This is a genomic window from Vreelandella glaciei (genome assembly GCF_013415125.1).
Lineage (GTDB): Bacteria > Pseudomonadota > Gammaproteobacteria > Pseudomonadales > Halomonadaceae > Vreelandella > Vreelandella glaciei.
The window spans coordinates 74883-99629 of sequence record NZ_JACCDE010000010.1; the positions used below are offsets into that span (position 1 = coordinate 74883).

Below are 24747 nucleotides of genomic sequence, written 5' to 3' on the forward strand. Positions count from 1 at the left end.
ATGCCGTCATTGTCAGGAACATTTTCCGGCCATGGCGAAAGACTCTCTCTTCAACCCGCCCTCACACCTAGTGAAAGTTTTGACCCGATTACAGGATAGCGGCCAGACGTGTGCCCTGCTCAATCGCCCGTTTGGCATCCAGTTCGCTGGCTTCATCGGCACCGCCAATAATGTGCACCGCTACTTTTGCCTGCTCCAGCGGCGCCAGTAACTCCCGCACCGACTCTTGCCCGGCGCACACCACCACGCTGTCTACCGCCAACACTTGATCAACGCCCTCGCGGCGAATATGCAGCCCTTGGTCGTCGATTTTGAGGTACTCGCAGCCCGTTAGCGTGGTGACCCCACGGGCTTTAAGCGAGGCGCGGTGCACCCAGCCCGTGGTTTTACCCAGGTTTTTACCCGGTTTGGAGCTTTTACGCTGCAGCATCACGATCTCGCGGGGAACGTCTGGCGGTGTCGGTGTTTTTAAACCGCCGCGTTCGCCCACTGCTAAATCAACGCCCCATTCGTCGCACCAGTCAGCAATATCCAACGCGGGGTGTCCTTGGTGTGTCAGCAGCTCAGAGACATCAAACCCAATCCCCCCCGCGCCGATCACGGCTACTTTACGCCCGACCCGCTCGGGCGACTCAATCGCCTCGGCGTAGCTCAGTACCTTTGAATGGTCGTGGCCCGGCAGGCTTAGTTCGCGGGGTCGAACGCCGGTGGATAGCACCACTTCATCAAAATCGGCAAGCATTTCTGCGGTTGCCGTGGTGTTCAAGCGCACCTCTACCGAATACTTTTCTAGCATCACGCGGTAGTAGCGCAAGGTTTCGTTGAACTCTTCTTTGCCAGGAATTCTACGTGCGTAGTTAAACTGCCCGCCGAGCTCACTGCGCTGTTCAAACAGCACCACGTTATGCCCGCGGCTGGCCGCCGTCACAGCCGTTGCCAGCCCCGCCGGGCCGCCGCCAACCACCGCGACTCGTTTACTCGTTTGCGCAGGCTCTATTACCAGCTCGGTTTCATGACAGGCGCAGGGATTAACCAAACAGGAGGTCAGCTTGCCGGCAAAGGTGTGATCCAGGCAAGCCTGGTTACAGGCAATGCAGGTATTGATCTCGTCTGCTAAGCCTTCCTGGGCTTTACGCACCCAGGCGGGATCAGCCAGAAAAGGCCGCGCCATGGAAACCATGTCGGCGTGGCCCTCTGCCAGCACCCGCTCGGCGACCTCGGGCATGTTGATGCGGTTAGTGGTGATCAATGGAATCGAGAGCGCCGACTTGATGCGCTTAGTCACCTCGGTAAAGGCCGCTCGTGGCACGCTAGTCACAATCGTGGGTACCCGCGCTTCGTGCCAGCCGATACCAGTATTAATGACATTAGCGCCAGCAGCTTCAATCGCTTGCCCAAGCGTAACCACCTCTTCCCAGGTACTGCCCTCTTCAACTAGATCAATCATCGAGAGTCGGAAGATAATCACGAAACGCTCACCTACTGCCTCGCGTACACGACGCACAATCTCCACGGCAAAGCGCATGCGGTTTTCAAACGCCCCGCCCCACTCGTCCTCGCGCTGATTGGTGCGTTGGCAAATAAACTGATTAATCAGATAGCCTTCAGACCCCATCACCTCCACGCCGTCATAGCCTGCCTGCTGGGCCAGAATCGCGCAGCGCACGTAGTCGGCAATTTGCTGCTCCACCTCGTCGCTACTTAGCGCCCGTGGCATAAACGGATTGATCGGGGCCTGTATCGCCGAAGGTGCTACGAGATCCGGTGAGTAGGCGTAGCGTCCGGCGTGCAGAATCTGCATGCATAGGTGGCCGCCTTCAGCGTGCACCGCATCAACCACTTGGCGGTGCTCCGACAGTTGCGCTTCGCCAACAAGCGCGTTGGCCCCCTGAAAAACCGCGCCTTCTGCATTGGGGGCGATACCGCCAGTGACAATCAGGCTAACCCCCTCCCGCGCCCGCTCGGCATAGAAGGCGGCTAGCCGTTCAAAGCCATTCGGCGCCTCTTCCAAATTGGTGTGCATCGAGCCCATTAAGACGCGGTTAGGCAGCGTCAAATGACCAATCGTTAGCGGTCGGAAAAGATGCGGATAGGCGGGCGTCTGGGTCATCACGGGTCTCCTGAATCTTATTAGTAGCGTTGCAAGGCAAATTCAAACAAGCGTATGACATCCTGAGCATCACGTATAGCCCTTAGATCTAGCCCTTCAATCTAGTCCTTCAATCTAGTCCCTCGATCTTTTACCAACCGCTTGCCCAACGCGCGAATCCGCGTCACATTACCCGGCTAACGATAAGGAACAGTTGCTATGCCCTTAATTTACTTTTTGCCGCCGCTCGCCACTGTATTGATATGGTCGGGCAATATGACCATTAATCAGCTTAGCGTAGGCGCCATTGCGCCCAGTAGTATCGCCTTTTTACGCTGGTTATTAGCACTCGCGGTGATGACGCCTTTTGTGCTGCCTGCGGTGTTGCGTCACCGTGACGAGATTCGTCGCCAATGGCCGAAGCTTGCGCTACTCGGGTTACTCGGCATGGGCCTATGGCAGGGGCTTGCCTATGTGGCGGCAGAAACCACCACCGCCACCAATATGGGCATTCTTGCCGCCATGGTGCCGTTGCTAACGGTGCTGCTTAGCGCGCTTATTCTCCGCGAACCACCGACTTTAGGCGGTATTTTGGGCGGGGTGCTGGCGTTTGTGGGCGTCACCGTATTGCTAGGGCGTGGCAATCCGCTTTCGCTACTGCAACTCCAGGTCGCCCTGGGCGATGCACTGATGGTGGTCGCAGCCACCTGCTACGCGCTATATGGCGTGATGCTCAAGCGCTGGTCAATGAACTTACCGCCTTGGGTCATGCTCTACGCCCAAGTCTGTTTCGCCGTCCTATTCTTGTTGCCGCCCTATTTAATGGGGCCAATGACGCCGATTGATGGGCAGAATATCGGCTTGATTCTCTATGCAGGTATTCCCGCCTCAGTCATCACTACGTTTCTATGGATGCGGGCGGTACGTCAAATCGGTGCCAATCAATCGAGTATTTTTATCAACCTGATGCCGCTATTTAGCGCAGTCATTGCCATGATCTTTTTAGGTGAGCGAGTGGCTGGTTTCCACTTTGCAGGCGGGCTACTCATCCTTGCCGGGGTGATCATGGCGCAAACACTGACACGGCCGTTAACCCGCGAGTTAACACCAGATAAGCCGAGCAACGCCCAATAATGCTAGAATGGGCGTTTACTTCTGACGCTGGGAAGCCCTGATATGTCCCTGGAAGAACTGCATCTTAATCTGCGCAACCTAATGAGCGATGACTACGATCAGCTCAAGGCATTGATGGACGCTGTCTATCACGATATCGGTGGAGCTTGGCCAAAGCGCACGATCGACAAATTAATTCAGGAATTCCCTGATGGCCAAATCGCCATTGAGGACGATGGACTGCTGGTGGGCGTGGCGCTCACCGTACAGGTGGATTACGACGAATTTTCCAACCCGCATAAATACGATGACCTGATCGGCCACCGCGAGATCATCCTCAATGATGAGGACGGCGACGCCATGTACGGCTTGGATGTGTTAATTCACCCAGACTACCGTGGTTATCGCTTGGGCCGCCGCCTTTACGAAGCGCGTAAAGAGCTGTGCCGCTCCATGAACCTGCGCGCGATACTGGCCGGTGGGCGAATTCCCGAGTATCACCAGCACGCTGATGAACTCACGCCCGCTCAGTACATTGATAAAGTCTCGCGCAAAGAGATCTACGATCCGATTCTCTCTTTCCAGCAGGCTAATGACTTCCAGGTCAAGCGCCTGCTGCGTAAGTACCTGCCGGAAGATGAGCAGTCGCGGGGTTACGCTACCCTGCTAGAGTGGAACAACATTCTGTTTGAGCCTGCTGCCAGTGTGCTCGACAACAAGCCTACCCAAGTACGGGTAGGTGCTGTGCAGTGGCAAATGCGTGAGTTCTCCTCAGTGGAAGCCGCGCTTCAGCAGATTGAGTACTTTGTTGATGCGCTGTCTGACTACCAGAGCGATTTCGCGGTATTCCCAGAACTGTTTTATGCCCCCTTGATGGGCCTTCAAGACCGCGCCGCCCAGCAGGATCAAATGGGCGCCATTCGCTTTTTGGCAGGTTTCACCGAGCGCTTTAAAGCGGAACTCTCGCGCATGGCGGTCTCCTACAACATCAACATTGTCGGCGGTTCGATGATTGAGGTCGGTGAGGATGACCGCCTCTACAACATCGCGTACCTGTTCCACCGCGACGGCAGCGTTGAGCGCCAGGCCAAGTTGCATATAACACCTCAAGAGCGCCGCGATTGGGTCATTGAGGGTGGCGATGAGCTGCAGGTGTTCGATACCGACGCTGGGCGAGTGGGCATCCTGATCTGCTATGACGTGGAATTCCCAGAGCTTGGTCGTCTGCTGGCCGACCAGGACATGGACATCCTGTTCGTACCCTTCTGGACCGATACCAAAAACGGCTACCTGCGCGTGCGCCACTGCGCTCAGGCGCGGGCAATTGAAAACGAGTGCTACGTGGTGCTGTGCGGCAGCGTCGGCAACTTGCCCTCGATTGAAAACCTGGATATCCAGTACGCGCAATCCGCGGTGTTCTCACCTTCTGATTTCGCTTTCCCCCACGATGCGGTGCTGGCGGAAACCACGCCTAACACCGAGATGATCTTCTTCTCAGACTTGGATCTCACTCGCCTAACGGTAGTACGTGCCGAAGGTTCGGTGACCAACCTTAAAGACCGCCGCAAGGATCTGTTTGACCTACGCTGGCGCGACTGGTCGTGGAAATCGGGTGCTAATTTGGAGGATTGAAGCGCTCAATGTAAGTAGTGAGGTGTAACGCGCTTCACGCACAAGACAAGGCCGCCCCAAATGGGCGGCTTTGGTTTGGCAGAGGAGGTGGGTAATTACATAACTTTGAACAAAACAAATATCGTGATTAAAAAGATAATAACTCCGCCGATCATTTTGCCTACATTATCGGCGCCTTGGTTGCGTCGCTCAGTATCCTCAAGAATCTTTTGGGTATTTGCTTCCACCTCAGCATTCAATGCATCGCTCTCTTGGGCGTAAATCTCAAAAAAGCGCATCTCCTCCTCAATAGTCATGCCTGAAGTATGCTGCTCGACCAAAATATCTTGCTGATCTAATGAAAATTGATGGGCATTTTCGCCTCGCTTAATCGCTTCAACGAGCTCTTCATGATTTTTCTTCACAAGCTCCCTTACGGAGATCGCTCAGTCATCCTTCCCCCTTGTTATTCAAGCGCCTTATGCAAAGCTTCAGTCATTGAAAGCATCTTTCGCACATGGCTCGCATTTATTGGCTTTTCTAGCTTGTAGTCAGCATCAATCCTACACCGCCTAAGGGTATGCATCATATTTCCAGCCGTTTGATGATTGTTGCTTCCTTGTAGCGCCTTTATGACGCCCTCATGGGTATTGCCTGGGCTATGAAGTTTTTCAGATTTTCAGTGATCAAAAGCAATATAAAATACTGAATAATATGAACGACTTACAGCCGTTCTATACGCGACTTCTGTGTTATTCTTATCATAGATCTGCTTGGATAGGTCGAGTAGATTGCGTGGCGTCATGATTGCGGGATGTCCTCGTACAGCTGAGGGTCAACCATAAAGCCGTGAGCCAGGGCTGACGAGTATTTCATCTTGTCGATTGAGGCAATTGCCAGCAATATTTCTCCAAACTCTTCGGGCTCGGCTGGCAGATAGAAATCAACTACCGCCATATCCTCGGAATCCTCTACTGAATGCCACATCGCTAGCGGCTTATTTTTCCCGACCAGCCACGGCTTAACCGCTTGAGCGCACTCTTCAACGTAGCCCTTCACATGACCTTCATCGATAGAGAACTTGTTTAACAATCTAAACAGGGCGGCACTGCCGTGAAACTCTTTAATCACGTCATCGACGCCAGAGGCTTTGTTCATTATTTCCTCCGCGTATTTCGCTGAGAACGTTGAAAAAGCCAACTTCAACGCAATGCCGGCATCGCCCATGGCTATTAGTGTTTTGACTGGAATGCTAGATAAAGCTATTGAGGCATCCATAAAACGGTTTGCTACGTTATAAGCACATGCCGCATCGAGATTGTCTTTATGAGTTTTCAATGGCAGCGGGATAAGTCTAGCCTGGGCCTCGGCTTCGTCCTGATCCCCTATGGCTGCGTAGAGCATGGCAAAGCACACCTGCCTCTGGACTTCGCTAGGAATTTTGGAAATTTCTTCAAAAGCACGCTTGAACTCAAAATTTGAGTAGTTTCCATCCGAATAAATGATTTTATTCAGCAGCCTGCTTGCTGCATCACTATTAGTGATTGGCTTCATTCAGCTCCCCAGCGATGAATTATATTTCGTCAGGATAGCGTGAAGAGGGAGAGAGGCGCTAGCTTGTTAGTTTTTAGATAGCCCCCCAGCGCGTAGGGCCTAGGGGCTTTACCTGGGACTGATAGCCCAATTTCGACACTGTTTGTACAATGCCGATTTTCGGAAGGTCTGATGACATTTACATTTTATTTGCTGCTGGATGCGCCTGCAAATTGCCAACCCTTTCATCGGTACAAATTTTAGTATGGGGTTCAATGGTCATTGAAGAAGATGCGACACGTTAAATATTAGCCCTCGACTTTAGAGCAGCGCTCTAATTTCATCGCTATGCTTTCGCTCTTGAAGGAAACTTTAGCGCGGAAATTAATGATCAGGCTATTTAGCCTTAGCCGAATCGCCCGACTGGTACTCGGCTGACTTGACAGTTCGGCCCCTTAAACGGTCGCGCCTTCGGAAGGTTTGATGACCTCCATCCCCTATAGGTCAGTAAGGATAAGGATGGCCGACCCTCTGTAGAGGGATCAGCTGATGGATATAATAGCTATGTTGACCCTTGTGGTTGCCTGCGTGCATATGTAGCAAGTAAATGACCCCGTCCAGTTCGCTGGACGGGGTTTTAATGCGTAGGTCAAAATCTCATTTTGATGTCTAGCAGCTCACTTACCCATCTTCTAAGCAGTCTTCACACAAGGCTTGGCCGCCTAGGTATTCTATAGAGGGCTTCTCGCCGCAAAAGTCACACTCTTTTTCCTCCGGCGCCTCAAGTTCGTCGTTTGCCAGACTAGTAGCATCAAATTTGGGCATATTATTCCCCTGCTTATTAGTTTTCTAATCGTAGCGCGGATCAGCATCATGGGGTAGGGCACCCAATTGGCGAGGCTTTTTTCCAGGCAATAAAAAAGCCCGCATATGCGGGCTTCTGTAGATCCATTCTGCTCAGCTGGCTTTTTTCAAAACCTGTACAGAGGATGGGAATCGGTTTGCTGCCAGCATGCTGAGATGTTTAACGTCATCTCCAAGCTCTACTAGCTGCTTATAAATTTGTTTTTTTACGTCTTTTTCGACATCAATCATTAATTGGTTCATTTGGGCACCTCACTGGCGGAAGCTAGGAGCTCCCTACACGCGATAGATTGTTGGCTTGCCGAATGGTTCCTTTTCAGCGCCAATCCTTTGTGTTTTTTTAAGGCATATGCTTAACATATGCCTTGCCTCATAATTACACACAATCTGTTAAACAGCTAGATTTTTGAGAATTCAGCCCAATTGCCGTAGACATTGGTGGCTACATTGAGCTGCTCCAGTATGTCAGGGTCTAATGATGCCCATGTTTTTTGAAATAAGCCTAGAGTCACGCTTCCTGATGCATAAAATTTAACTTTTGTTGCGTTCTCGTGGCTTTGCAAGATGTTCATGCCGTGCGTTATGACCTTTGCTATAACTGCGGCGAAACGGTCGCGTGCGGAAAAGAATTCATCCGCTTTTATGCCGCTTAGGTCAATCTGCGGGGCCACCACCATGCTTAAGATTTTAAAATAGCCTTTTGGGGTGCCGAGGTGAATCCCGACTTGATCGAATATCGCATGAATTCGGCCCTCAGAGCAGAACACACCGTAAACCTCTGCCTGCGTGTTGGCTGAGCCGTTCTCTACATCCTCTGCCCATGAAACTGCTTGCTTGAATGAGCTAATGGGTAATTCATCGTTTGCTTCTGCTGCCGGTATCCAATCATCTTTCAATAGCTGGATATCATCGGAATTAAGCATTTTAACTTCGTATACCATTTCTGACCCCGTATGAGACTGCCACCTCTGCCTGGGTGGCTATGGCAAACAGGTTACAGCGAACAGCAAGGGTTACGCCACCTCTATGAGCATGAATCAGGCTAGGCGGCGAGAGGGGTTATGCGGGGTTGGCGGGTTAGGCCTGGACTGACACATTAGGCAGTGACATTTGCAGCTGCTCGAGCCAGTAGCGTGCTCGCGCTTAAAGCAAGTTTTTTTGCCAGCGGTGATTCGCCAACTCACGTCCAGCCATGCTGCCTTTGGATATCTGACTATCTAACTGTGGACTGCCCTGTGTTCTCCGAACACTTCTAGCCTATTATTTTTGGGGTGCAGTTCAATTTTCGGGGTGGCGTTGTTGTTTCTAAAAGTGCTAGAGGTGCTAAAAGCTTAGTCAGGCCAAACAAGGTGCGCTGGCACGCGGCCTTTGGCGTCGAATAGAACCCCCTCATCACGCAACTTACGATGCTGGCGTTCAGCGCCACCGTGATCGGCAAGCTTCAACGACGATGCAATCACGCGATGCCAAGGCAACTGGTGGCCATCCGGCAGGTGGCGCATCGCCGAACCTACCATGCGTGGGGTCGCGCCTTCGGTCATTGCTGCAATGCGACCATAGGTAGTCACACGGCCCGGCGGAATCTGATCGACAATGGTGTAGATCTGCTCGAGTAATTCGGGCCGGGGCATGTGAAATATCCTTTTATTCGTTACGCGTCTTAAAAAGCCTTACCACCTGCTTACAGCCCCTCAACCAATTGATCGATCGCTTGAAAAGCTTCCTTGAGCGCAGCGTCGCGATACTGCTCGCCCATGTTCAAACCTTCAGCATAGACCACCTGGGTATCTTTAATCCCCATCAAGCCGAGCATGGATTTGAGGTGCGGCGTTTGGCTATCCATTTCGGTGCCAGCGTACTGGCCGCCACGGGCAGCCAGGATAATCGCCCGCTTGCCTTCTACCAAGCCTTGAGGCCCTTTTTCGGTATAACGGAATGTTTCTCCAGCCCGCAGCACACGGTCAAACCATGCTTTCAACTGCGAAGGAATACCCAGGTTATACATCGGCACCGCAATCACCAGCACATCATTCGCACGCAGCTCTGCCAGCAGCGTTTCCGAATGAGCAGCCAACTTGTGTTGCTCGGCGCTGCGTTCTGCAGCCGCCACTTGCCAGGCGCCCAACTCGCTGATATCCAGGTGAGGCAGTGTATTTTTCACCACATCACGTTGGGTGACATCGATACCATCGCGAGCGTTAGCTTGCTCGATAAAGCGATTAGCCAGCGCATTGGATTGGCCGTTTTCCGCCAGAATAGAAGAGGTGATTACCAGGGCACGCGTCGTCATTGTAAGCTCCAAAGATCATTAGGTTAATGAGTTGGAAGCTATTCTACGACGCTTTCCGATAAGCAAAAGCGCAACGTTTTCCGACTTGTATTCGATTAAATCGAATTATGCGAGTGTGCTCTGTTTTATTTACATACATTTCACACATTCACCGGTTAAGCCAGCGGGCAGTCGCAGCCGACATGCTCTTCATCCCATCGAGTTGCACAGCCACTGCCAGACCAACCCTGCTTCATCGCTAACGTGGCGGCGGCTTGGCCGTACCAGCCAAAAGCGCTCGTCGCTAGGCACACTAATATCAAAAGGCGCCACCAAATCGCCACGTTGCTCCATTAAACGCCGGTGAGTAAGCGCAATGCCGCCACCTTGGCTGGCAAGTGCCAACGTCATGACTTGGTTATCGCAGGTGAGCGACCAACACTGCGCCTCTACATGGGCAGCACCCGCTTCCTGTAACCAGCCCGGCCACCCCACCCCAAACCCCACGGCGTGCAGCAGCGTATGTCCGGCCAGGTCACTCGGCGCAGAAAGTGTCTCTGCCAAGGCCAGGGAGCACACCGGCAGCAGCTGCTCTTCCCCTAGCGGCTGCATTTCAACGCCGGTCCACTCCCCTTTGCCATAGCGAATCTCGATATCAGCCCCTTCAGGACCAAAGTCATCAGGCCAGATAGCGCTGACCAAACGAATCGCCACCTGCGGGTGAGCGCGGTGGAAGGCAATCAGACGCGGCGCCAGCCACGACTGCTGAATGGCAGGCGTGGCACGCAGTGTGACCGGTTGCTCGGTTGTGCTACCAAAAACTTCCAAGGTTCCTTCGCTGATTCGGACAAAGGCGTCATGAATACTCGGCAGCCACGCTTGCCCCGCTGGGGTTAATGTTAAACTGCGGGCATGGCGCACAAACAACTTCTGCCCGACACGGTCTTCCAGCAACCGAACGCGCTGACTGATCGCCGCCTGGGTTACTCCAAGCTCATTGCCTGCAGCGGTAAAGCTTAATGTACGCGCTGCGGATTCAAAGGCTTGCAGCCATAACAATGGCGGTAACTGACTCATGAAAAAGAGACCTATAAATAAAATGATGTCTTAGGGGCCAGATTAATCGTTTGTCACTGACGCTGCTACTCCCCATCCTGGTTAGCACTTAAGCACACCCCCCTAACGCACAGCCATCTGGCTCTGCCGCAAAGGGAGCGATTCGGAGTCATCATGAATAGCGCGCTACAAACGAAGGCAACGATACCAACGACAAATAACGCTCAAGCCCCAGACATGGGCGAATTAACCCCCTACCAAACCGGCCCCGCACTCACTCAGGCAATGCTCACCCAACACGGTGTTGCACTTGAGTGGCAAGATGGCGAGCAAACCACCCTGCCCCTGCTCTGGCTACGCGATCACTGTGCCTGCCACGCTTGCCGTCATCCGCAGACCCGTGAACGGCTTTACCTGCCGCTTGAAGCGATTTCCGAGCCGCCAACCGTGGCGCTACTGGATGGCCACCTGCATTTGAACTGGCAGGACGGTCACGTTAGTGCATTTCACAGCGGCTGGCTTTATCAGCGCCGGCCAGAGGCGAGCCTTACCTCAGCCGTCCCCAATGCCAAACCGTGGGTCGATAACTTCGCGCCTGAGCGCATAAACCATAGCGACTTCCTCACGCCCCAAGGCGAAAAAGCCTGGTTAACCGCTATGCTGCGCGATGGCCTGGCGCTGATCACCGACGGCCCTTTGGTAGAAGAAGAAGTCAGCCGGCTGGCTGAGCGTATTGGCCCACTGCGCGCCACCAATTTTGGTGCCCGTTTTGATGTGCGCTCTAAGCCCAATCCTAACAATGCGGCGTATACCGCGGTGGGGTTGCCGCTGCATATCGACTTACCCAACTGGTGCCAACCGCCGGACATTCAGCTGCTCTACTGCCTGCAGAACGAAGCCAGCGGCGGCGAATCGCTATTTGCCGATGGAGCGCGGGTTGTCGAAGCGCTGCGTCAGCAAGACCCTGCGGCGTTAGCCATTCTTAGCGAGACACCCATTGATTTTCGCTTTCAGGATGAGACCCACGATATCTCTATGCGGGCACCGGTAATTACGCTGGACAGCGCAGGCAATCTGGTTGAGATGCGCTTGAACAATTGGATCCGCGACGCGCTTCATTTACCGGTAGAGCAGATGGATGCCTGGTATAGCGCCTACGCGCTACTGTGGAAGCTATTTCACAGCGAAGCACACCAGTTGGAGTTCTCCCTTCGCCCTGGGCAGATGATTGCGTTTGATAACCGTCGCGTACTGCACGGACGCCGCGAATTCGACCCCAATAGTGGCGCTCGCCATTTACAAGGCACCTATCTAGACCGCGATATGCTGGCCTCACGCCTTCGCGTGCTAGCCCGCAATGTTTAGCGGCTTTCGAGTTTAAATACCTATCTAGCCACAGCGTTTATCTGACAAGAAAACTTATCTGACAAAAAACTAGCAAGGAGATCGTATGACACATTTTAAACCTCTCGCCTCGGGCATTGCCCTTGCCACCACGGCACTATTGGCCACGAACGTACAAGCTGATGATCAAACCCTAGATTTCGGCGTACCCTCTTGGCCCGGCATTACGGTTAAAACCGCTATTGCTGAGCAGCTATTGAAGCCGCTCGGCTACGAGACCAGCGTCCAGGAAATCGGCCTGCAGGTGATTTATCAGGGTATTGAAAGCGGCGATATAGACGTCTTCCTGGGCGCTTGGCTGCCTGCTCAACGCGAGATGTTCAATCCCCGCAAAGAGTCGGGCGTGCTCATTGATGTGGCGAACAATGTCGATGGCGCACAAATGACTCTGGCGGTTCCCGAATACCTCTTTGATGACGGCCTGCAAAGCTTTGCCGACCTTGATGACTACCGCGACCAGTTGGATGGCGAGATTCATGGTTTCGGTGCTGGCTCGGCGGCCAGCGAGATTCTTAACAACGCCATTGATAACGACACCTGGGGACTCGGCGACTGGCAATTAGTCGATACCAGCGAAGTCGCCATGCTTTCCGCCGCACGCAATGCGATCTCCCGGGAAGAGCCGATTGTCTGGGTGGGCTGGACGCCTCACTGGATGAACCTTGAACTGCCGATGCGCTACCTGGAAGATCCCGAAGATCTGTTCGGTGAGAACAACGGCGAAAGCGACGTATTGACCCTTCTGCGCAGTGACTATGCCGAGGCCAATCCCAACGTCGTGGCGTTCTTTGAGCAATTCACCTTCTCCGCCGAAGAGCAGAGCTGGATGATTCAGGCATTTGGCCAGGAAGAGCGCGATCTTGCCGAGGTAGCCGAGCAGTGGATCAATGATCACCCCGAGCGCATTGAAGCCATGCTGGCTGACGTGACCACCACCGACGGTGAACCCGCCTGGCCGGTGATTGAAGCAGAACTCAACAACTAATCGTTCGCCTAAAGCGCCTTCATCCCATCGCACGGCTAGCGTATGCTAGCGCTTTTTTAGTCGATGGGAATGGGCATGTCGCGAACATTGAGCAAGGGCGTTGGCCTGCTGGTAGCCGTCGTGCTGTTAGGCGTTATGTGGCATTTGCTACAGCGCTATGACCTACTAACCCAGGCGCGCCTGAGCGAGCTGATCGATACCATCCGCCAGTGGCGTAACGCGCCCTGGATGTTTGCGGCGGTGATGGCCGTTTACGCTGGCGCGCTGCTGGTGATGTTCCCACTTAGCCTACTGGTGGTGGTGACAGGCTTACTGTTTGGCCCAGTATGGGGGCTAGCGTACGCCACGCTCGGCACATTGACCTCATCGGTAGTGTCTTATTGGGTAGGTCACTGGCTAGGTCGAGAGGCGCTGATGCACTATGGCGGCCGTCATTTGCGTGGCCTTTCGGGCTATTTATCCAAGCGTGGCATTCGCACCATGACGGTCATTAACCTGCTGCCCCTCGCCCCGTTCACACTGACGAATATGCTGGCAGGCGCTTTCCACCTTAAGTTCCGCGATTATATGATCGGCTCCACCCTCGGCATTGTGCCAGGGCTCGCAGCGGTGATTCTTTTGGGTAGCCAGTTAGGCGCCCTGTTCACCGCGGCCTCCACAAAAGAACTCGTGTTGGCAGGCGCAGGGCTTGCCGCTGGTGTTGGCCTACTTGCCGGGCTTAAGTACTATAACAGTCAGCGTCAAGATGCCAACCGCCGCCAAGCAGCCAAAAAACGGCCTCAGCGTGAAGGGGAGTGATACTTAGCGAGCACTTCGGCGTAAAAGGTGGCTACCGCGGTGGCAAAGTTGGCAATATCAAACTCTTCAGCAAAGTGGCTGGCCTGTTTACCCAACTGCTGGCGTAGCTCTGCGTTATCTTTTAGCTCGACGACTTTTTGCCCCCACGCCTGACGATTTTGCGGCGTCTTGAAGCCGTTCACCCCCTGGCGCACCACATCATCAATACCGCTTGAGCGAACCGCCACCACGGGCAAGCCCGCCGACATCGCCTCTAAAATGACCATCCCCTGGGTTTCCGATGTAGAAGCGAACACAAATATATCGCCTAGGTGATAGTAAAGCGCCATTTGGTCAGGCGGCACCGCGCCCACTAACGTTACCCGTGCAGCCAGTTTTAAGGTATCGATCTGATGTTGAATGGCCTCACGATCTGGCCCATCACCGATGAGCAGCAGATGAAAATCCTCGTGCCCTTGGTTCTGCAGCTCGGCAAGTGCTTCCAGCATAAAGCCAATATTTTTCTCTTTGCTTATCCGCGAGACGCTAATCAATATTTTGCGCGCGGGATCAATCGCTAGCCGCTCACGCAGCGTTTCCAACTCCCCCGCCTCGACATGCGCGAAACGCTCCACATCAATTCCCGTGGGTTGCACCAGCGAGGGCGTTTTAACCCCGATCATGCGTAGATACTCCTCTGCGGAGTAGGTAGGCACGATCACCCCTTGGCAGCGGTTAGAAAAGTGCTTAATCAGAGAGTGCGAGATCAAATTCCGAAAAAGCGCACCAGGTAACGGTACAAAGTGGGCATAGTGCTCCAGGCGGGTGTGATAGGTGTAGACCACCGGCACCTTAAGCCGACGCCCCATAAACAGCCCCATGGAACCAAGCCAGAAAGGATGATGAACATGAATCAAATCGGGCTTAAAGGCACGCAGGCAGCGGCGAAAGCGCACACTGAACGGGTTGGTTAAACGGAACTCCCTCTTTTCACCAAACGCCATCAAAGTCGGGATACGTTTGATCGCTTTATCGTCCTGCCATGCGTCACGATAACGGGGCACTAGCAGTTGAACCGAGTGCCCTAAATCACGTAAACCATTGCGCAAACGGTCCACCGACACCGATACGCCAGACACAAACGGAAAGTAATTATTGGATACCATCGCCACTCGAAGTGATTTACCCAGGAAAGGCGTCGGATCAATATCAAAATCGGGATAATAATGGCGGTCTTCAAAAATCAGCCGATATAAACGCAGCGCTAACAGCGTCAGCAAACCAACAATCAGTAAAAAGCGGGTATAGCTGACGTAAAAGAAGGCGTAAACCGTTGATCCAACGCTACTCACTACCCGCCACCAACCGGGGCTATCCACATTTAAACGCACCGGTGCAATGGCGACATTCTCACCTTCTACGTCGACGATCACGTAGTGATGAAAGCTGCTGTCGGCATCAATCAGGATACCGCCCGCACCGCCCGTGGTGACGTAATCCACCCCATTAATCGTCTGCTCTGAAAAGAGCGTTAGGTTAGCGGAGAACACCGTATCAACATCATACTCCTCCGCCAGCGCCATGATGCCCTCGGCCAGCCGGGGGTCATTGAGATAGTTGTCGGCTTCAAACAGCGGCGCATCGCTCACTACGTTGTGCAGCGGCAAACCAATAAACAAAAACCGATGCTGCGCGTCAGATGCAGCCAGTTCCCTTGAAAGCCAATCAAGCTGCCAGGAGGTAGATGACTTGCCCGTACCGTCCAGGAAGATAAAGTGGCTATCGCCCGCGACGAAGGAGTAAAAATGCGGGCCAAAATATTCATAAAACAAGTAACTACCAAAGTCACTGTCTTCTTTATCACCATAGGTTAGCAAGTAAGGCACATTGAGCTGTTCCAAGCTGTGATAGATCGCCTGATAGCTCTCTTGTCGCCCGCCATTAACGGCGTTACCCGCCGAGATCAGAAAATCGATGCCGCCCTGGTTGATCAGCGGCACAATTTCATCTTGAAAGACGCTCACCGAGTTATTGATATTACCCACCACCGCAAAGCGGTAGTCGGTTCGCTCCGTCAATACCTCGCGAATATCCGCCACCTGAAGCGTATGGACTGACTCAAACTCAGGCTCCGCCACGTATAACCAAATTTGGTGCGCAATGAGCACACCCACCAAGGTAAGATTGAGAAAGAAAAACAGCCGCAACCATCGCTGGCGGGAAAGATGAAAAACGGAGCGTCGTGGCATTTAAAAGCGCTTTTTCCATGGTAAATGCAGAATGAACCGCTACTGCAGCGGCTCAAGCCTTAAAACGCCCTAACTATACAGCAACCCCGCGTTCAGGTGATGCCCCCAGGTTAACCAGCGGCACACCCGTTTAGGGTGGCCAATAAACGCCGCGGCCCGGCTTGATGACGATGCTCCCCCAGCCATATGCCCTGCCAGGTGCCCAGCGCTAGGCGACCGTCACGCACGGCCAAAGTGAGCTGAGTGCCCAGCAGGCTGGCGGCCACGTGGGCTGGCATATCATCAGGGCCTTCCAGCGTATGGCGAAAATAGGGCAAGTCTTCCGGCACCAGACGGCGCAGAAAGGCATCTAAGTCGTGGCGCACATCGGGGTCAGTGTTCTCGTTAAGCGTTAACGAGGCGGAGGTGTGCATCAACTGAAGGTGCAGCGTGCCAATATGAACATCGTTTAAAAACGGCAGCGCCCTGGCCACGTCATCGGTAATAAGATGGAAACCGCGCGCCACCTCGGGTAAATGGATTTCTTGTTGGCACCACATAAACACTCCTGTGTTTGCTATCTCATTAGCGACACGTCATCAGCGTGTCCTTCTTATATGGCAAAATGACGACAGAATGTAACGTCTGATAGTACACAACATAGCCGAACGCCAAAGACTCATCGCCAAGGAGCGCTTCAATGAAACATTTGCTAGGAAGCAGCGTCATCAGTATGGCTTTACTTACCGGCTGCACCGGCATTCCCGAGGGAACCGAGCCGGTTAGTGACTTTGCATTAGATCGCTACCTGGGCCAATGGTACGAGATAGCGCGCCTGGACCACTCATTTGAGCGTGGCCTTGATTGCGTCACCGCCACTTATAGCCTGCGCGATGACGATGGCGTACGCGTCATCAACCGTGGCTACAACCTGGAAGAGCAAGCGTGGGATGAAGCCGAAGGCCGCGCCTACTTTATTGATGATAAAAATGTGGGCCGTTTAAAAGTGAGCTTTTTTGGTCCCTTTTACGGCGGCTATAACATTCTTGAACTTGACGATGACTACCAGTGGGCGCTGGTAGCGGGCCCTAACCGAGACTACCTGTGGATACTGTCGCGCACACCGCAAATGGACAGCGCGACGGAGTCCAGCCTGCGCCAGCGAGCAGCCGAGCTGGACTTCCCCACCGATGAACTGATCGATGTCGCCCAGGGCGAAGCCTGCCCTAATCGCTAGTCAGGAAGACTCCGGCAGCGCCGACACCCGCCCCGCCATCTCCTGCTGAACAAAGGCAATAAAAGCACGCAGCCGGGCGGGCACATGCCTGCGCTGCTCATAGACCGCAAAGAAGTCCGCGCGCACACTCTGCCAGCCAGGCAGCAGTTCAACTAACGCGCCACTGGCAAGGTGCTCGTTTACATCCCACCAAGAGCGCAGCATCACGCCATGGCCGTCCAACGCCAAACGGGTGATCACCTCACCATCATTACTGGCTAACCGGCCACTGACTTTTACCGTTTGCTCCTTTTTGGACGGCTCGCTACGTTCAAAGCGCCATAGCGGAAAATCACTGTCGTTCTCGCGAATGACTAAGCAAGCATGCTGCTGCAAATCAGCCGGTGTCTGAAGGGGCGACGAGTGAGCGATATAGCCAGGCGATGCGCAGAGTATGCGTCGATTCGCTAAAATGCGTCGCGCGACTAAGCGCGACTCCGGGGGCTCACCCACTCGAATGCCAATATCGAAGCCGTGATCGCTCAAATTGAGCGGAAAGTTGGTAAGTTCTAGCCAGCCCTCCACCTCAGGGTGTTCGGCACAAAAACACGACAGTAACGGCGCAATATGGCGGCGACCAAAGCCAAACGTGGCATTAACACGCAACCGACCGCTAAGAGCTTGGTTGGAACGCTCACCCAGGGAGCTCTCCAGCTCGGCAAGCTCATCCAGAATGAGCGTGCCACGGGCAAGGTAGCGCTCGCCCTCCGCCGTCAGCGTCAGCCGCCGAGTGGTACGGGCAGCCAGCTCAACCCCCAAACGCGCTTCTAAAAGTTTCAGCCGCTTACTCACGGCGGAGAGCGATAGCCCCAATTCACGGGCGGTTGCCGTTAAGCTGCCCGCCCGTGCCAGGTGCTGAAAAAACGCCAAATCATCCAGTTGTGCCATACACCCCTTAGCCACTCTCCACTTTTACGCAACAATAGCTTGAATAGTAGCCTGATTATCTCCACCAAAATAGCCGCTACACTCTACTCAGTACTTGCCAGACCCAGTACTTACCAGCAATTGTCAGCCACTAACAAGAGAAGGAAGCACCATGGCTCATCGTATCGCCATTATCGCCGGCGACGGCATTGGTACCGAAGTTATGCCCGAAGGCATTCGTGCCCTTGAGGCAACCGCCAAGCGTTTTAATATCGAGCTTGAGTTCACTACGTTTGAGTTTGGTAGCTGCGACTACTACCTCGAACATGGCAAGATGCTGCCGGATGATTGGTTTGAGCAGTTAAAAGGCTTCGATGCACTGTTTTATGGCGCAGTTGGCTGGCCCGATAAAGTACCCGACCATATTTCCCTATGGGGCTCGCTGCTGCAGTTCCGCCGCCAGTTCGACCAGTACATCAACCTGCGCCCTTGCAAGCTGATGCCCGGCATTAAAAGCCCGTTGGCAGGCCGCGAACCCGGCGATATCGATTTTTATGTGGTGCGTGAGAACACCGAAGGCGAGTACTCAAGCGTTGGCGGCAAAATGTTTGAAGGCACTGACCGTGAAGTGGTGATTCAAGACACGGTCATGACCCGCACCGGCGTGGACCGCGTATTGAAGTACGCCTTTGAACTGGCCCAAACCCGCCCGCGCAAAAAGCTTACTTCTGCTACCAAGTCCAACGGCATTTCCATCACCATGCCTTACTGGGATGAGCGCGTCGTCGAAATGGCAAAAGGCTACCCTGAGATCGCGGTGGATAAATTCCATATCGATATTCTGACTGCCAATTTCGTCCTTCACCCAGACTGGTTCGATGTGGTCGTGGGCAGTAACTTATTCGGCGATATCCTCTCCGACTTGGGCCCCGCCTGTACCGGCACGATCGGCATTGCGCCATCAGCCAACATCAACCCGGAAGGCCACTTTCCCAGCCTGTTTGAGCCGGTACACGGCAGCGCACCGGATATCGCTGGTAAAGGCATCGCCAACCCTATCGGCCAGATCTGGTCAGGTGCCATGATGCTTGAGCACCTTGGCTACAAGGAAGCCGGTGATGCGCTGGTAAGCGCCATTGAGGAAGTGTTGAGCGCAGGCGACAGCCAAGTTCTCACCCGCGATGTGGGTGGCCAAGGCACAACGGAAAGCTTAGGCAAGGCAATTGCTGACGCTATTACACGCTGACGTCATCTGCTATAGCGATTGTCTGCCCAGCTGAGTCCAACCGGGCAGACAATGTATGTTTTTTACACGCTTATGTTCTACATTTGTCCTGAAGGTGAAGAAAACGTCAGTTTCACTTCGCTCATAACAACATCAACAAACAAACTCAGGACAATGCTATGAAACTTGGACGCCGTCAGTTTCTCTCGGCAACGGCCGCTCTGGCCGCAGTCGGCACCTCCCCCCAGCTGTTTGCCATGCAGACCTCGCCAGGGGCCGCTCCCGCTCGCTACCCCATTGATGCCTGGAAAGTTGAGGATCAGCGCTTCAGTGACTACATGATTTTTAATAGCCCGCTGGAGCGCCACTGGAGTGGCGGGCTATGGACAGAGGGGCCGGCCTGGAATGCCGTGGGTCGTTACGTTGTATTCAGCGATATCCCCCGAGCCAAGCAGATGCGTTGGGACGAAGCGACTGGCCAGGTCAGAGTTTTAAGAGACAACGTTGGCCACTCTAACGGTAATACCTTTGATCACCAGGGCCGGCTAATTGCTTGCGAGCACTACCCTTCTCGGGTGTTACGCTACGAATGGGATGGCAGCACCACGGTGCTTGCCGAGCGCTATCAAGGCAAGCCACTCAATGCCCCCAATGACGTGGTGGCGCTTCCGTCGGGTGGTGTAATCTTTACCGATCCCGGTTACGGCGCCCACTTCGACTACGAGGGCAAGAAGCGTGATCTGGAACTTGAAACCGCTATCTATTACGTCGATGACAGCCTCGATGAACCTATCCTACTGACCGACGATATTTTTAAACCCAACGGTATTGTACTAACACCGGATGGCAAGGGTTTCTACGCCAGTGACAGTGCCCCCACCCATTTTGACGAGCCCGCGCGAATCATTCGCTGGTCGCTTGGCGAAGATGGCAAAAGCGTCAGTGACCGCCAAGTGGTCGTTACCAGCGAAGATACCATTTTCGACGGCATGACCTGCGATATGGATGGCAATATCTGGTCGAGCGCCAACGGTGGCGAAGGCATTGATGGCGTCGTGGTTTTCTCGCCGGAAGGCACGCTGTTGGGGCGGGTTTTGCTGCCTGAAGTCTGTTCCAATGTATGTTTTGCTGGTGCGAATCGTAACCGGTTATTTATGACCGCCAGCCAATCCGTTTACACCATTTACACTGCAGCCCGCGGCGCCTAGCGGTGTTGATATCACCCATAAAAAAAGCCTCGCTGGTCAATGCCAGCGAGGCTTTTACGTTATGAACTATCACTTCATCAGCTAGCTAGTTTAGCCGCTGTCTTGGCGACTAGCTCACCCTGGAAACGAGCAATTTTGAGCTCGCGCTCATCGGGCTGGCGAGAGCCATCGCCGCCCGCAAGGGTAGCTGCGCCGTAAGGCGTGCCGCCGCTCACTTTGGAAATATCGAACTGCTCTTCAAGGCCATAACCAATCGGTACAATGATCATGCCGTGGTGAGCCAACGTGGTCCACGTAGAGGTAATGGTCATTTCATCACCACCGCCCGTACCGGTAGACGTAAACACGCTGGCAACTTTGCCACGAAGTGCGCCATTAGCCCATAGGCCGCCAGTTTGATCCAGAAAAGTACGCATTTGCCCGGTCATATTACCAAAGCGGGTTGGCGTACCGAAGATAATTGCATCGTAATCAGCGAGTTCTTGTGGCGTAGCTTCCGGCGTATCGTAATCCTGCTTGCCGCCTGCGTTTTTAAAGGCTTCCGCGGGCATGGTTTCAGGCACTCGCTTAACGGTGACTTCAACGCCGCTGACGCTTTTTGCGCCCTCTGCAACGGCGTGCGCCATCGTATCAATATGACCGTACATGGAGTAATAAAGTACCAGAACCTTTGTCATGGATATCTCCTTAGCGATGTGTGGCTTATAGGTAACCTAGCAGTGCACTGGGCTTTCTCAATAAACAGTACCCACAACATAGCGCACTCAAGCGTAGATAAAAGCGAATGTTTTCGTCCGCGGGCATCGATTTCATCGACGAACGCCAGCTTGCACTTTACGCAAACCCCCACTAGCTTTGGTCTTGCCTACCTAAACGTATCCAAGGAGTCTGGAATGACGATTTTTGAAGCCCTGCGCAAGGATCATGATATTCAGCGTGATCTGCTTGCCCGCTTGATTGAGACTCATGGAGATAGCGACGAGCGCGACTCACTCTACCAGCAAGTGAAAAAAGAGCTGCACGGTCATGCCGCAGCCGAAGAGCGCGCTTTCTATATTCCGCTAATGGAAATGGATTTGACCCAGGAAAAGGCTCGTCACAGCGTGGCCGAACATCATGAAATTGATGAGCTTATAGAACTTCTCGATGAAACCGACTACAGCGCCACTCATTGGCTGACCCATGCTAAACAGCTACAGCATTTAGTGACTCACCACCTCGACGAAGAAGAGCAGGAAGTGTTCCAGCTGGCTGGCCGAGGCCTACCAGACAATCAAAAAACCTCCCTTGCCAGTGAGTATCAGCAGGAAATGGAGCGCCAGCGCTCAGTGTAACCCGACACGCAGCTTGAAAAAGCGCTCATGCGTCGCATGGGCGCTTTTTTTGATGCCGGTTTCCTTATGCTTTTCACGAATACGCTGGGCTTTTACATGCGAACGACCTAGTGTCTTGTGGCAAACGGTTAGCGTGGTAATGCTAGGCTCACTTTTTATAACGACAACGATACTAAAAACAGAGACTAAGGAGCTGACAATGCTAGGGCAATGGCTCGACTGGTCGCTTGACGGGCAGCTCCCGGACCAAAAGCAAGGCGTTTTCCCAAGCGGTAGCTACCACTTGTATGCACCGGGCGTTTTGGAGCTCATACCTAATACGGCAAACCACGCGGCTCACGCGTGCATTTTTTCAGCGGCTATCCACGGTAATGAAACCGCGCCAGTTGAACTGATCGGTGAATGGCTCAGCCGCCTGGAAGCCGGTAGCGCCATACTTGGCGCGCCCGTGCTGGTCATCCTTGGGAACCTACCCGCACTTAAAGCACAGCAGCGTTTCATCACCACTAACCTGAACCGGCTGTTTAAGCGTGAATTACACGCCGAAGGCGAAGAGCCAGAACGCGCCCGAACATTAATGGCCGCCGTGGATGACTTTTACACCCGCCATTCAGGGCTACCCAAACTGCACTACGACCTACACACCGCCATCCGGGATAGCCGTTATCCCCGCTTCGTTGTCGAACCTTTTGCCGACTCCTCTACCGACGCTGAGCAATGGGACTGGCTCGCCGCTGCGGATATGCAGGCGGTGCTACACCAACATCAGCACAGCTGGACATTCTCCCACTACAGCAAGCACTATCACGCCGCCCAGGCCTTCACGTTTGAATTGGGCCGCGTGGCGCCCTTCGGTCAAAACGATATGGCGTCTCTAAAACCTATGTGTGCCCTGCTCACAGCGTTAAGTGAAGGGCACTCCCCGGCCCACCGGCCAGCCTCGCAAATGCAGTTTTTTAAGGTACAGCATGAGCTGATTCGCCACTCAGATGACTTTCAGCTCTGTTTTGCCGAAGACACGGCCAACTTCAACCGTTTTGAGCCTGGCACGCTGCTGGCACAAGATGGAGAAGCTGGAGAATTCCGAGTGGGTGATACGCCCCTTTACGTGGTCTTCCCTAACGCCAGTGTAGAAGTGGGTGCCCGTGCGGCACTGTTGGTGGCACCGGTTACGTAGGGTTCAGCGTTAAGGCCCTCCAAAAGACCACCCTAGCGTTAGAGAGATTGACAATAATAATGGTGAGGCGATAACAGGCTGCTCGGCGTTGATACAACTAACGTCGAGTGTTTAATGTGATAAGTAGGGCGCGCATTATGCGTCCAGCCTGCTAGAATCGCCCCTTTTTTCGCGCCAGCCGCATCACAGCCTGTTGTTGATTGATAACCAGTTGCTGCGGCAACTCTGTACTGGAGCCAATGTTATGGCCGCTACGCCTACTCCCCTTGAAGTGCGTAATATTAAAAAACGCTTTGGCGATACGGAAGTTCTGAAAGGTCTCTCACTGCAAGCCCAAAAGGGCGACGTGATTACCATGATTGGTGCCTCTGGGTCGGGTAAAAGTACTTTTTTGCGCTGCATGAACTTGCTTGAACAGCCCGACGATGGCGACCTCATTGTCCACGGCGAACCGGTTCGCTTTAAAACCACCAAGCACGGCCGCGAACCTGAAGATTGGAAACAGGTAGTACAAATGCGCGCCAAGCTCTCCATGGTGTTTCAAAGCTTCAACCTGTGGGCTCACATGACGCTGCTGGAAAACATCATTGAAGCGCCGATTCATGTACTGAAAAAACCCAAAAAAGAAGCCCTGGAACACGCTCACGCCCTGCTCGATCGTGTGGGTTTAAGTGCCCGCGCCAATGCCTATCCGGCGCAGATGTCCGGCGGGCAGCAGCAGCGTGGCGCCATTGCGCGGGCGCTGGCGATGGACCCTGAGGTTATGCTGTTTGATGAACCCACCTCCGCCCTGGATCCTGAGTTGGTAGGCGATGTGCTGAAGGTCATGCACGGGCTGGCCGAAGAGGGCCGCACCATGGTGGTCGTCACCCACGAGATGAGCTTCGCCCGCGATGTCTCCAGCCAAGTCATCTACCTTCACCAGGGTTTGGTAGAAGAAGCGGGCCCACCGGATCAAGTGCTAGGCAATCCGCAATCACCGCGCCTACAGCAATTTCTGGCTCCCAAATACTGATCCGTGAGGCTCACATGATTGATTTGCAAGGTTATGGCCCCCGACTGATCGAGGGGGCTGGCGTGACTATTCAATTGGCGGTGTTATCGCTGATTTTAGCGATTATTTTGGGACTGCTAACCGCCACCGCGAAGATGTCGCGCAACTGGTTTTTAAGGCGCACGGCTACGGTTTACACCACGCTGATTCGCGGCGTGCCGGATCTCGTGTTGATGATGCTGCTGTTTTTTGGTGGCCAAATCGGCGTCAACGCCATCAGCGATATGCTGTATTACAACTACGACATCGACATCTACATTAACTTCAACGCCTTCGCTGCCGGTGTGCTGACCATTGGCTTTATCTTCGGCGCTTATATGGGCGAAACCTTCCGTGGCGCCTTTATGGCCGTGGATAACGGGCAGATCGAAGCGGGCAAAGCCTATGGCATGAGCAGCAGCTTAGTATTCCGCCGCATTCGATTCCCACAAATGATGCGCCATGCGCTGCCTGGGCTGTCTAACAACTGGATGGTTCTGCTCAAAACTACTGCGCTGGTATCCGTTATCGGCCTCACCGACATGGTGCGCGTCGCCGCTGAAGCCTCCCGCGCCACCCACGAACCGTTTACCTTTTTGCTCCCTGTCGCCGTAGTTTACTTGCTGATCGCCAGCGTCTCCGAGTGGATATTTGCCCGGCTGCAAAAACGCTACGACATCGGCTTTGGAGGTCAGTGA

The 24747-nt window shown here is 53.8% G+C and carries 25 protein-coding genes; 12 read left to right on the forward strand and 13 right to left on the reverse strand.

The annotated features are described in order from the left end of the window. Window positions 1-88: 88 nt before the first annotated feature. A complete protein-coding gene (locus HZS80_RS08705) occupies window positions 89-2110 on the reverse strand; it encodes an NADPH-dependent 2,4-dienoyl-CoA reductase (RefSeq protein WP_179915811.1) in 2022 nt (673 codons plus the stop codon). 198 nt (window positions 2111-2308) lie between these two features. On the opposite strand from HZS80_RS08705, the gene HZS80_RS08710 reads away from it, so the two are divergent. Together HZS80_RS08710 and HZS80_RS08715 are read left to right on the forward strand one after the other, a co-directional pair. Then, the gene (locus HZS80_RS08710) at window positions 2309-3223 is read left to right on the forward strand and encodes a DMT family transporter (protein ID WP_035565022.1); all 915 of its coding nucleotides are present in this window, start codon (window positions 2309-2311) and stop codon (window positions 3221-3223) included. Between the two features lie 42 nt (window positions 3224-3265). Further along, window positions 3266-4834, forward strand: coding sequence for a bifunctional GNAT family N-acetyltransferase/carbon-nitrogen hydrolase family protein (locus HZS80_RS08715; RefSeq protein WP_179915812.1), 1569 nt, complete (start codon window positions 3266-3268; stop codon window positions 4832-4834). A 95-nt stretch (window positions 4835-4929) separates the two neighbouring features. On the opposite strand, the gene HZS80_RS08720 is transcribed toward HZS80_RS08715, so the two are convergent. The 8 genes from HZS80_RS08720 to HZS80_RS08755 form a co-directional block, all read right to left on the reverse strand. Then, entirely contained in the window at window positions 4930-5238 is a 309-nt protein-coding gene (locus HZS80_RS08720; RefSeq protein ID WP_179915813.1) for a hypothetical protein, read from the reverse strand. Between the two features lie 376 nt (window positions 5239-5614). After that, complete coding sequence (locus HZS80_RS08725; RefSeq protein ID WP_179915814.1) at window positions 5615-6367, reverse strand: hypothetical protein; 753 nt, start codon at window positions 6365-6367, stop codon at window positions 5615-5617. A gap of 660 nt (window positions 6368-7027) precedes the next feature. Further along, a complete protein-coding gene (locus HZS80_RS08730; protein WP_179915815.1) occupies window positions 7028-7171 on the reverse strand; it encodes a hypothetical protein in 144 nt (47 codons plus the stop codon). A gap of 132 nt (window positions 7172-7303) precedes the next feature. Further along, window positions 7304-7453 (reverse strand): hypothetical protein, encoded by a 150-nt coding sequence (locus HZS80_RS08735; RefSeq protein ID WP_179915816.1) that lies wholly within the window; start codon window positions 7451-7453, stop codon window positions 7304-7306. Window positions 7454-7608: 155 nt separating this feature from the next. After that, the gene (locus HZS80_RS08740; RefSeq protein WP_179915817.1) at window positions 7609-8133 is read right to left on the reverse strand and encodes a hypothetical protein; all 525 of its coding nucleotides are present in this window, start codon (window positions 8131-8133) and stop codon (window positions 7609-7611) included. Between the two features lie 408 nt (window positions 8134-8541). Continuing rightward, entirely contained in the window at window positions 8542-8841 is a 300-nt protein-coding gene (locus tag HZS80_RS08745) for an MGMT family protein (protein ID WP_179915818.1), read from the reverse strand. A gap of 50 nt (window positions 8842-8891) precedes the next feature. Then, the gene (locus HZS80_RS08750) at window positions 8892-9500 is read right to left on the reverse strand and encodes an FMN-dependent NADH-azoreductase (RefSeq protein WP_179915819.1); all 609 of its coding nucleotides are present in this window, start codon (window positions 9498-9500) and stop codon (window positions 8892-8894) included. A 189-nt stretch (window positions 9501-9689) separates the two neighbouring features. Further along, entirely contained in the window at window positions 9690-10556 is an 867-nt protein-coding gene (locus tag HZS80_RS08755; RefSeq protein WP_179915820.1) for a LysR substrate-binding domain-containing protein, read from the reverse strand. A 153-nt stretch (window positions 10557-10709) separates the two neighbouring features. On the opposite strand from HZS80_RS08755, the gene HZS80_RS08760 reads away from it, so the two are divergent. From HZS80_RS08760 to HZS80_RS08770, 3 genes are all read left to right on the forward strand, one after another. Then, complete coding sequence (locus tag HZS80_RS08760) at window positions 10710-11900, forward strand: TauD/TfdA family dioxygenase (RefSeq protein ID WP_246361827.1); 1191 nt, start codon at window positions 10710-10712, stop codon at window positions 11898-11900. Between the two features lie 85 nt (window positions 11901-11985). Next, on the forward strand, window positions 11986-12924 hold the full coding sequence (locus tag HZS80_RS08765) for an ABC transporter substrate-binding protein (protein WP_179915821.1): 939 nt from the start codon (window positions 11986-11988) through the stop codon (window positions 12922-12924). Between the two features lie 75 nt (window positions 12925-12999). Further along, on the forward strand, window positions 13000-13722 hold the full coding sequence (locus HZS80_RS08770) for a TVP38/TMEM64 family protein (protein ID WP_179915822.1): 723 nt from the start codon (window positions 13000-13002) through the stop codon (window positions 13720-13722). Here the strand turns inward: HZS80_RS08770 and HZS80_RS08775 are convergent. Both HZS80_RS08775 and HZS80_RS08780 read right to left on the reverse strand, forming a co-directional pair. Continuing rightward, the gene (locus HZS80_RS08775; protein ID WP_035556770.1) at window positions 13704-15950 is read right to left on the reverse strand and encodes a glycosyltransferase; all 2247 of its coding nucleotides are present in this window, start codon (window positions 15948-15950) and stop codon (window positions 13704-13706) included. The two genes, HZS80_RS08770 and HZS80_RS08775, sit on opposite strands and share 19 nt — an antisense overlap. A 110-nt stretch (window positions 15951-16060) precedes the next feature. Beyond that, window positions 16061-16489 (reverse strand): secondary thiamine-phosphate synthase enzyme YjbQ, encoded by a 429-nt coding sequence (locus tag HZS80_RS08780; RefSeq protein WP_035556767.1) that lies wholly within the window; start codon window positions 16487-16489, stop codon window positions 16061-16063. Between the two features lie 140 nt (window positions 16490-16629). On the opposite strand from HZS80_RS08780, the gene HZS80_RS08785 reads away from it, so the two are divergent. Further along, window positions 16630-17166 carry a lipocalin family protein gene (locus tag HZS80_RS08785; protein WP_035556763.1) on the forward strand — a complete coding sequence of 179 codons (537 nt, stop codon included), beginning with the start codon at window positions 16630-16632 and terminating at the stop codon, window positions 17164-17166. Here HZS80_RS08785 and HZS80_RS08790 read toward each other — a convergent pair whose 3' ends face one another. Beyond that, entirely contained in the window at window positions 17167-18093 is a 927-nt protein-coding gene (locus HZS80_RS08790) for a LysR family transcriptional regulator (RefSeq protein ID WP_035556761.1), read from the reverse strand. A gap of 151 nt (window positions 18094-18244) precedes the next feature. Here HZS80_RS08790 and HZS80_RS08795 point away from each other — a divergent pair, with 151 nt between their 5' ends. Beyond that, a complete protein-coding gene (locus HZS80_RS08795; RefSeq protein ID WP_179915823.1) occupies window positions 18245-19318 on the forward strand; it encodes a tartrate dehydrogenase in 1074 nt (357 codons plus the stop codon). 158 nt (window positions 19319-19476) lie between these two features. After that, window positions 19477-20505: an SMP-30/gluconolactonase/LRE family protein gene (locus HZS80_RS08800; protein ID WP_179915824.1), complete on the forward strand. Its 1029-nt coding sequence runs from the start codon at window positions 19477-19479 to the stop codon at window positions 20503-20505. 77 nt (window positions 20506-20582) lie between these two features. Here the strand turns inward: HZS80_RS08800 and wrbA are convergent, their stop codons facing one another. Beyond that, window positions 20583-21182, reverse strand: a complete 600-nt coding sequence (gene wrbA, locus HZS80_RS08805) for an NAD(P)H:quinone oxidoreductase (protein ID WP_008958954.1) — start codon at window positions 21180-21182, stop codon at window positions 20583-20585. A gap of 216 nt (window positions 21183-21398) precedes the next feature. Here wrbA and HZS80_RS08810 point away from each other — a divergent pair, with 216 nt between their 5' ends. The 4 genes from HZS80_RS08810 to HZS80_RS08825 all read left to right on the forward strand — a co-directional run bounded on the left by HZS80_RS08810 (window position 21399) and on the right by HZS80_RS08825 (window position 24747). Continuing rightward, entirely contained in the window at window positions 21399-21839 is a 441-nt protein-coding gene (locus HZS80_RS08810) for a hemerythrin domain-containing protein (RefSeq protein ID WP_179915825.1), read from the forward strand. 199 nt (window positions 21840-22038) lie between these two features. Continuing rightward, window positions 22039-23016, forward strand: a complete 978-nt coding sequence (locus HZS80_RS08815; protein WP_035556749.1) for a succinylglutamate desuccinylase — start codon at window positions 22039-22041, stop codon at window positions 23014-23016. A 244-nt stretch (window positions 23017-23260) separates the two neighbouring features. Further along, window positions 23261-24031, forward strand: a complete 771-nt coding sequence (locus HZS80_RS08820) for an ABC transporter ATP-binding protein (protein WP_035556746.1) — start codon at window positions 23261-23263, stop codon at window positions 24029-24031. Window positions 24032-24045: 14 nt separating this feature from the next. Further along, complete coding sequence (locus HZS80_RS08825; RefSeq protein ID WP_035556743.1) at window positions 24046-24747, forward strand: ABC transporter permease; 702 nt, start codon at window positions 24046-24048, stop codon at window positions 24745-24747.

Coding starts and splice junctions, on each gene's coding strand:
- HZS80_RS08705 (WP_179915811.1), bottom strand. CDS start 2,110: ATGACCCAGACGCCCGCCTATCCGCATCTTTTCCGACCGCTAACGATT.
- HZS80_RS08710 (WP_035565022.1), top strand. CDS start 2,309: ATGCCCTTAATTTACTTTTTGCCGCCGCTCGCCACTGTATTGATATGG.
- HZS80_RS08715 (WP_179915812.1), top strand. CDS start 3,266: ATGTCCCTGGAAGAACTGCATCTTAATCTGCGCAACCTAATGAGCGAT.
- HZS80_RS08725 (WP_179915814.1), bottom strand. CDS start 6,367: ATGAAGCCAATCACTAATAGTGATGCAGCAAGCAGGCTGCTGAATAAA.
- HZS80_RS08730 (WP_179915815.1), bottom strand. CDS start 7,171: ATGCCCAAATTTGATGCTACTAGTCTGGCAAACGACGAACTTGAGGCG.
- HZS80_RS08735 (WP_179915816.1), bottom strand. CDS start 7,453: ATGAACCAATTAATGATTGATGTCGAAAAAGACGTAAAAAAACAAATT.
- HZS80_RS08740 (WP_179915817.1), bottom strand. CDS start 8,133: ATGCTTAATTCCGATGATATCCAGCTATTGAAAGATGATTGGATACCG.
- HZS80_RS08745 (WP_179915818.1), bottom strand. CDS start 8,841: ATGCCCCGGCCCGAATTACTCGAGCAGATCTACACCATTGTCGATCAG.
- HZS80_RS08750 (WP_179915819.1), bottom strand. CDS start 9,500: ATGACGACGCGTGCCCTGGTAATCACCTCTTCTATTCTGGCGGAAAAC.
- HZS80_RS08755 (WP_179915820.1), bottom strand. CDS start 10,556: ATGAGTCAGTTACCGCCATTGTTATGGCTGCAAGCCTTTGAATCCGCA.
- HZS80_RS08760 (WP_246361827.1), top strand. CDS start 10,710: ATGAATAGCGCGCTACAAACGAAGGCAACGATACCAACGACAAATAAC.
- HZS80_RS08765 (WP_179915821.1), top strand. CDS start 11,986: ATGACACATTTTAAACCTCTCGCCTCGGGCATTGCCCTTGCCACCACG.
- HZS80_RS08770 (WP_179915822.1), top strand. CDS start 13,000: ATGTCGCGAACATTGAGCAAGGGCGTTGGCCTGCTGGTAGCCGTCGTG.
- HZS80_RS08775 (WP_035556770.1), bottom strand. CDS start 15,950: ATGCCACGACGCTCCGTTTTTCATCTTTCCCGCCAGCGATGGTTGCGG.
- HZS80_RS08780 (WP_035556767.1), bottom strand. CDS start 16,489: ATGTGGTGCCAACAAGAAATCCATTTACCCGAGGTGGCGCGCGGTTTC.
- HZS80_RS08785 (WP_035556763.1), top strand. CDS start 16,630: ATGAAACATTTGCTAGGAAGCAGCGTCATCAGTATGGCTTTACTTACC.
- HZS80_RS08790 (WP_035556761.1), bottom strand. CDS start 18,093: ATGGCACAACTGGATGATTTGGCGTTTTTTCAGCACCTGGCACGGGCG.
- HZS80_RS08795 (WP_179915823.1), top strand. CDS start 18,245: ATGGCTCATCGTATCGCCATTATCGCCGGCGACGGCATTGGTACCGAA.
- HZS80_RS08800 (WP_179915824.1), top strand. CDS start 19,477: ATGAAACTTGGACGCCGTCAGTTTCTCTCGGCAACGGCCGCTCTGGCC.
- wrbA (WP_008958954.1), bottom strand. CDS start 21,182: ATGACAAAGGTTCTGGTACTTTATTACTCCATGTACGGTCATATTGAT.
- HZS80_RS08810 (WP_179915825.1), top strand. CDS start 21,399: ATGACGATTTTTGAAGCCCTGCGCAAGGATCATGATATTCAGCGTGAT.
- HZS80_RS08815 (WP_035556749.1), top strand. CDS start 22,039: ATGCTAGGGCAATGGCTCGACTGGTCGCTTGACGGGCAGCTCCCGGAC.
- HZS80_RS08820 (WP_035556746.1), top strand. CDS start 23,261: ATGGCCGCTACGCCTACTCCCCTTGAAGTGCGTAATATTAAAAAACGC.
- HZS80_RS08825 (WP_035556743.1), top strand. CDS start 24,046: ATGATTGATTTGCAAGGTTATGGCCCCCGACTGATCGAGGGGGCTGGC.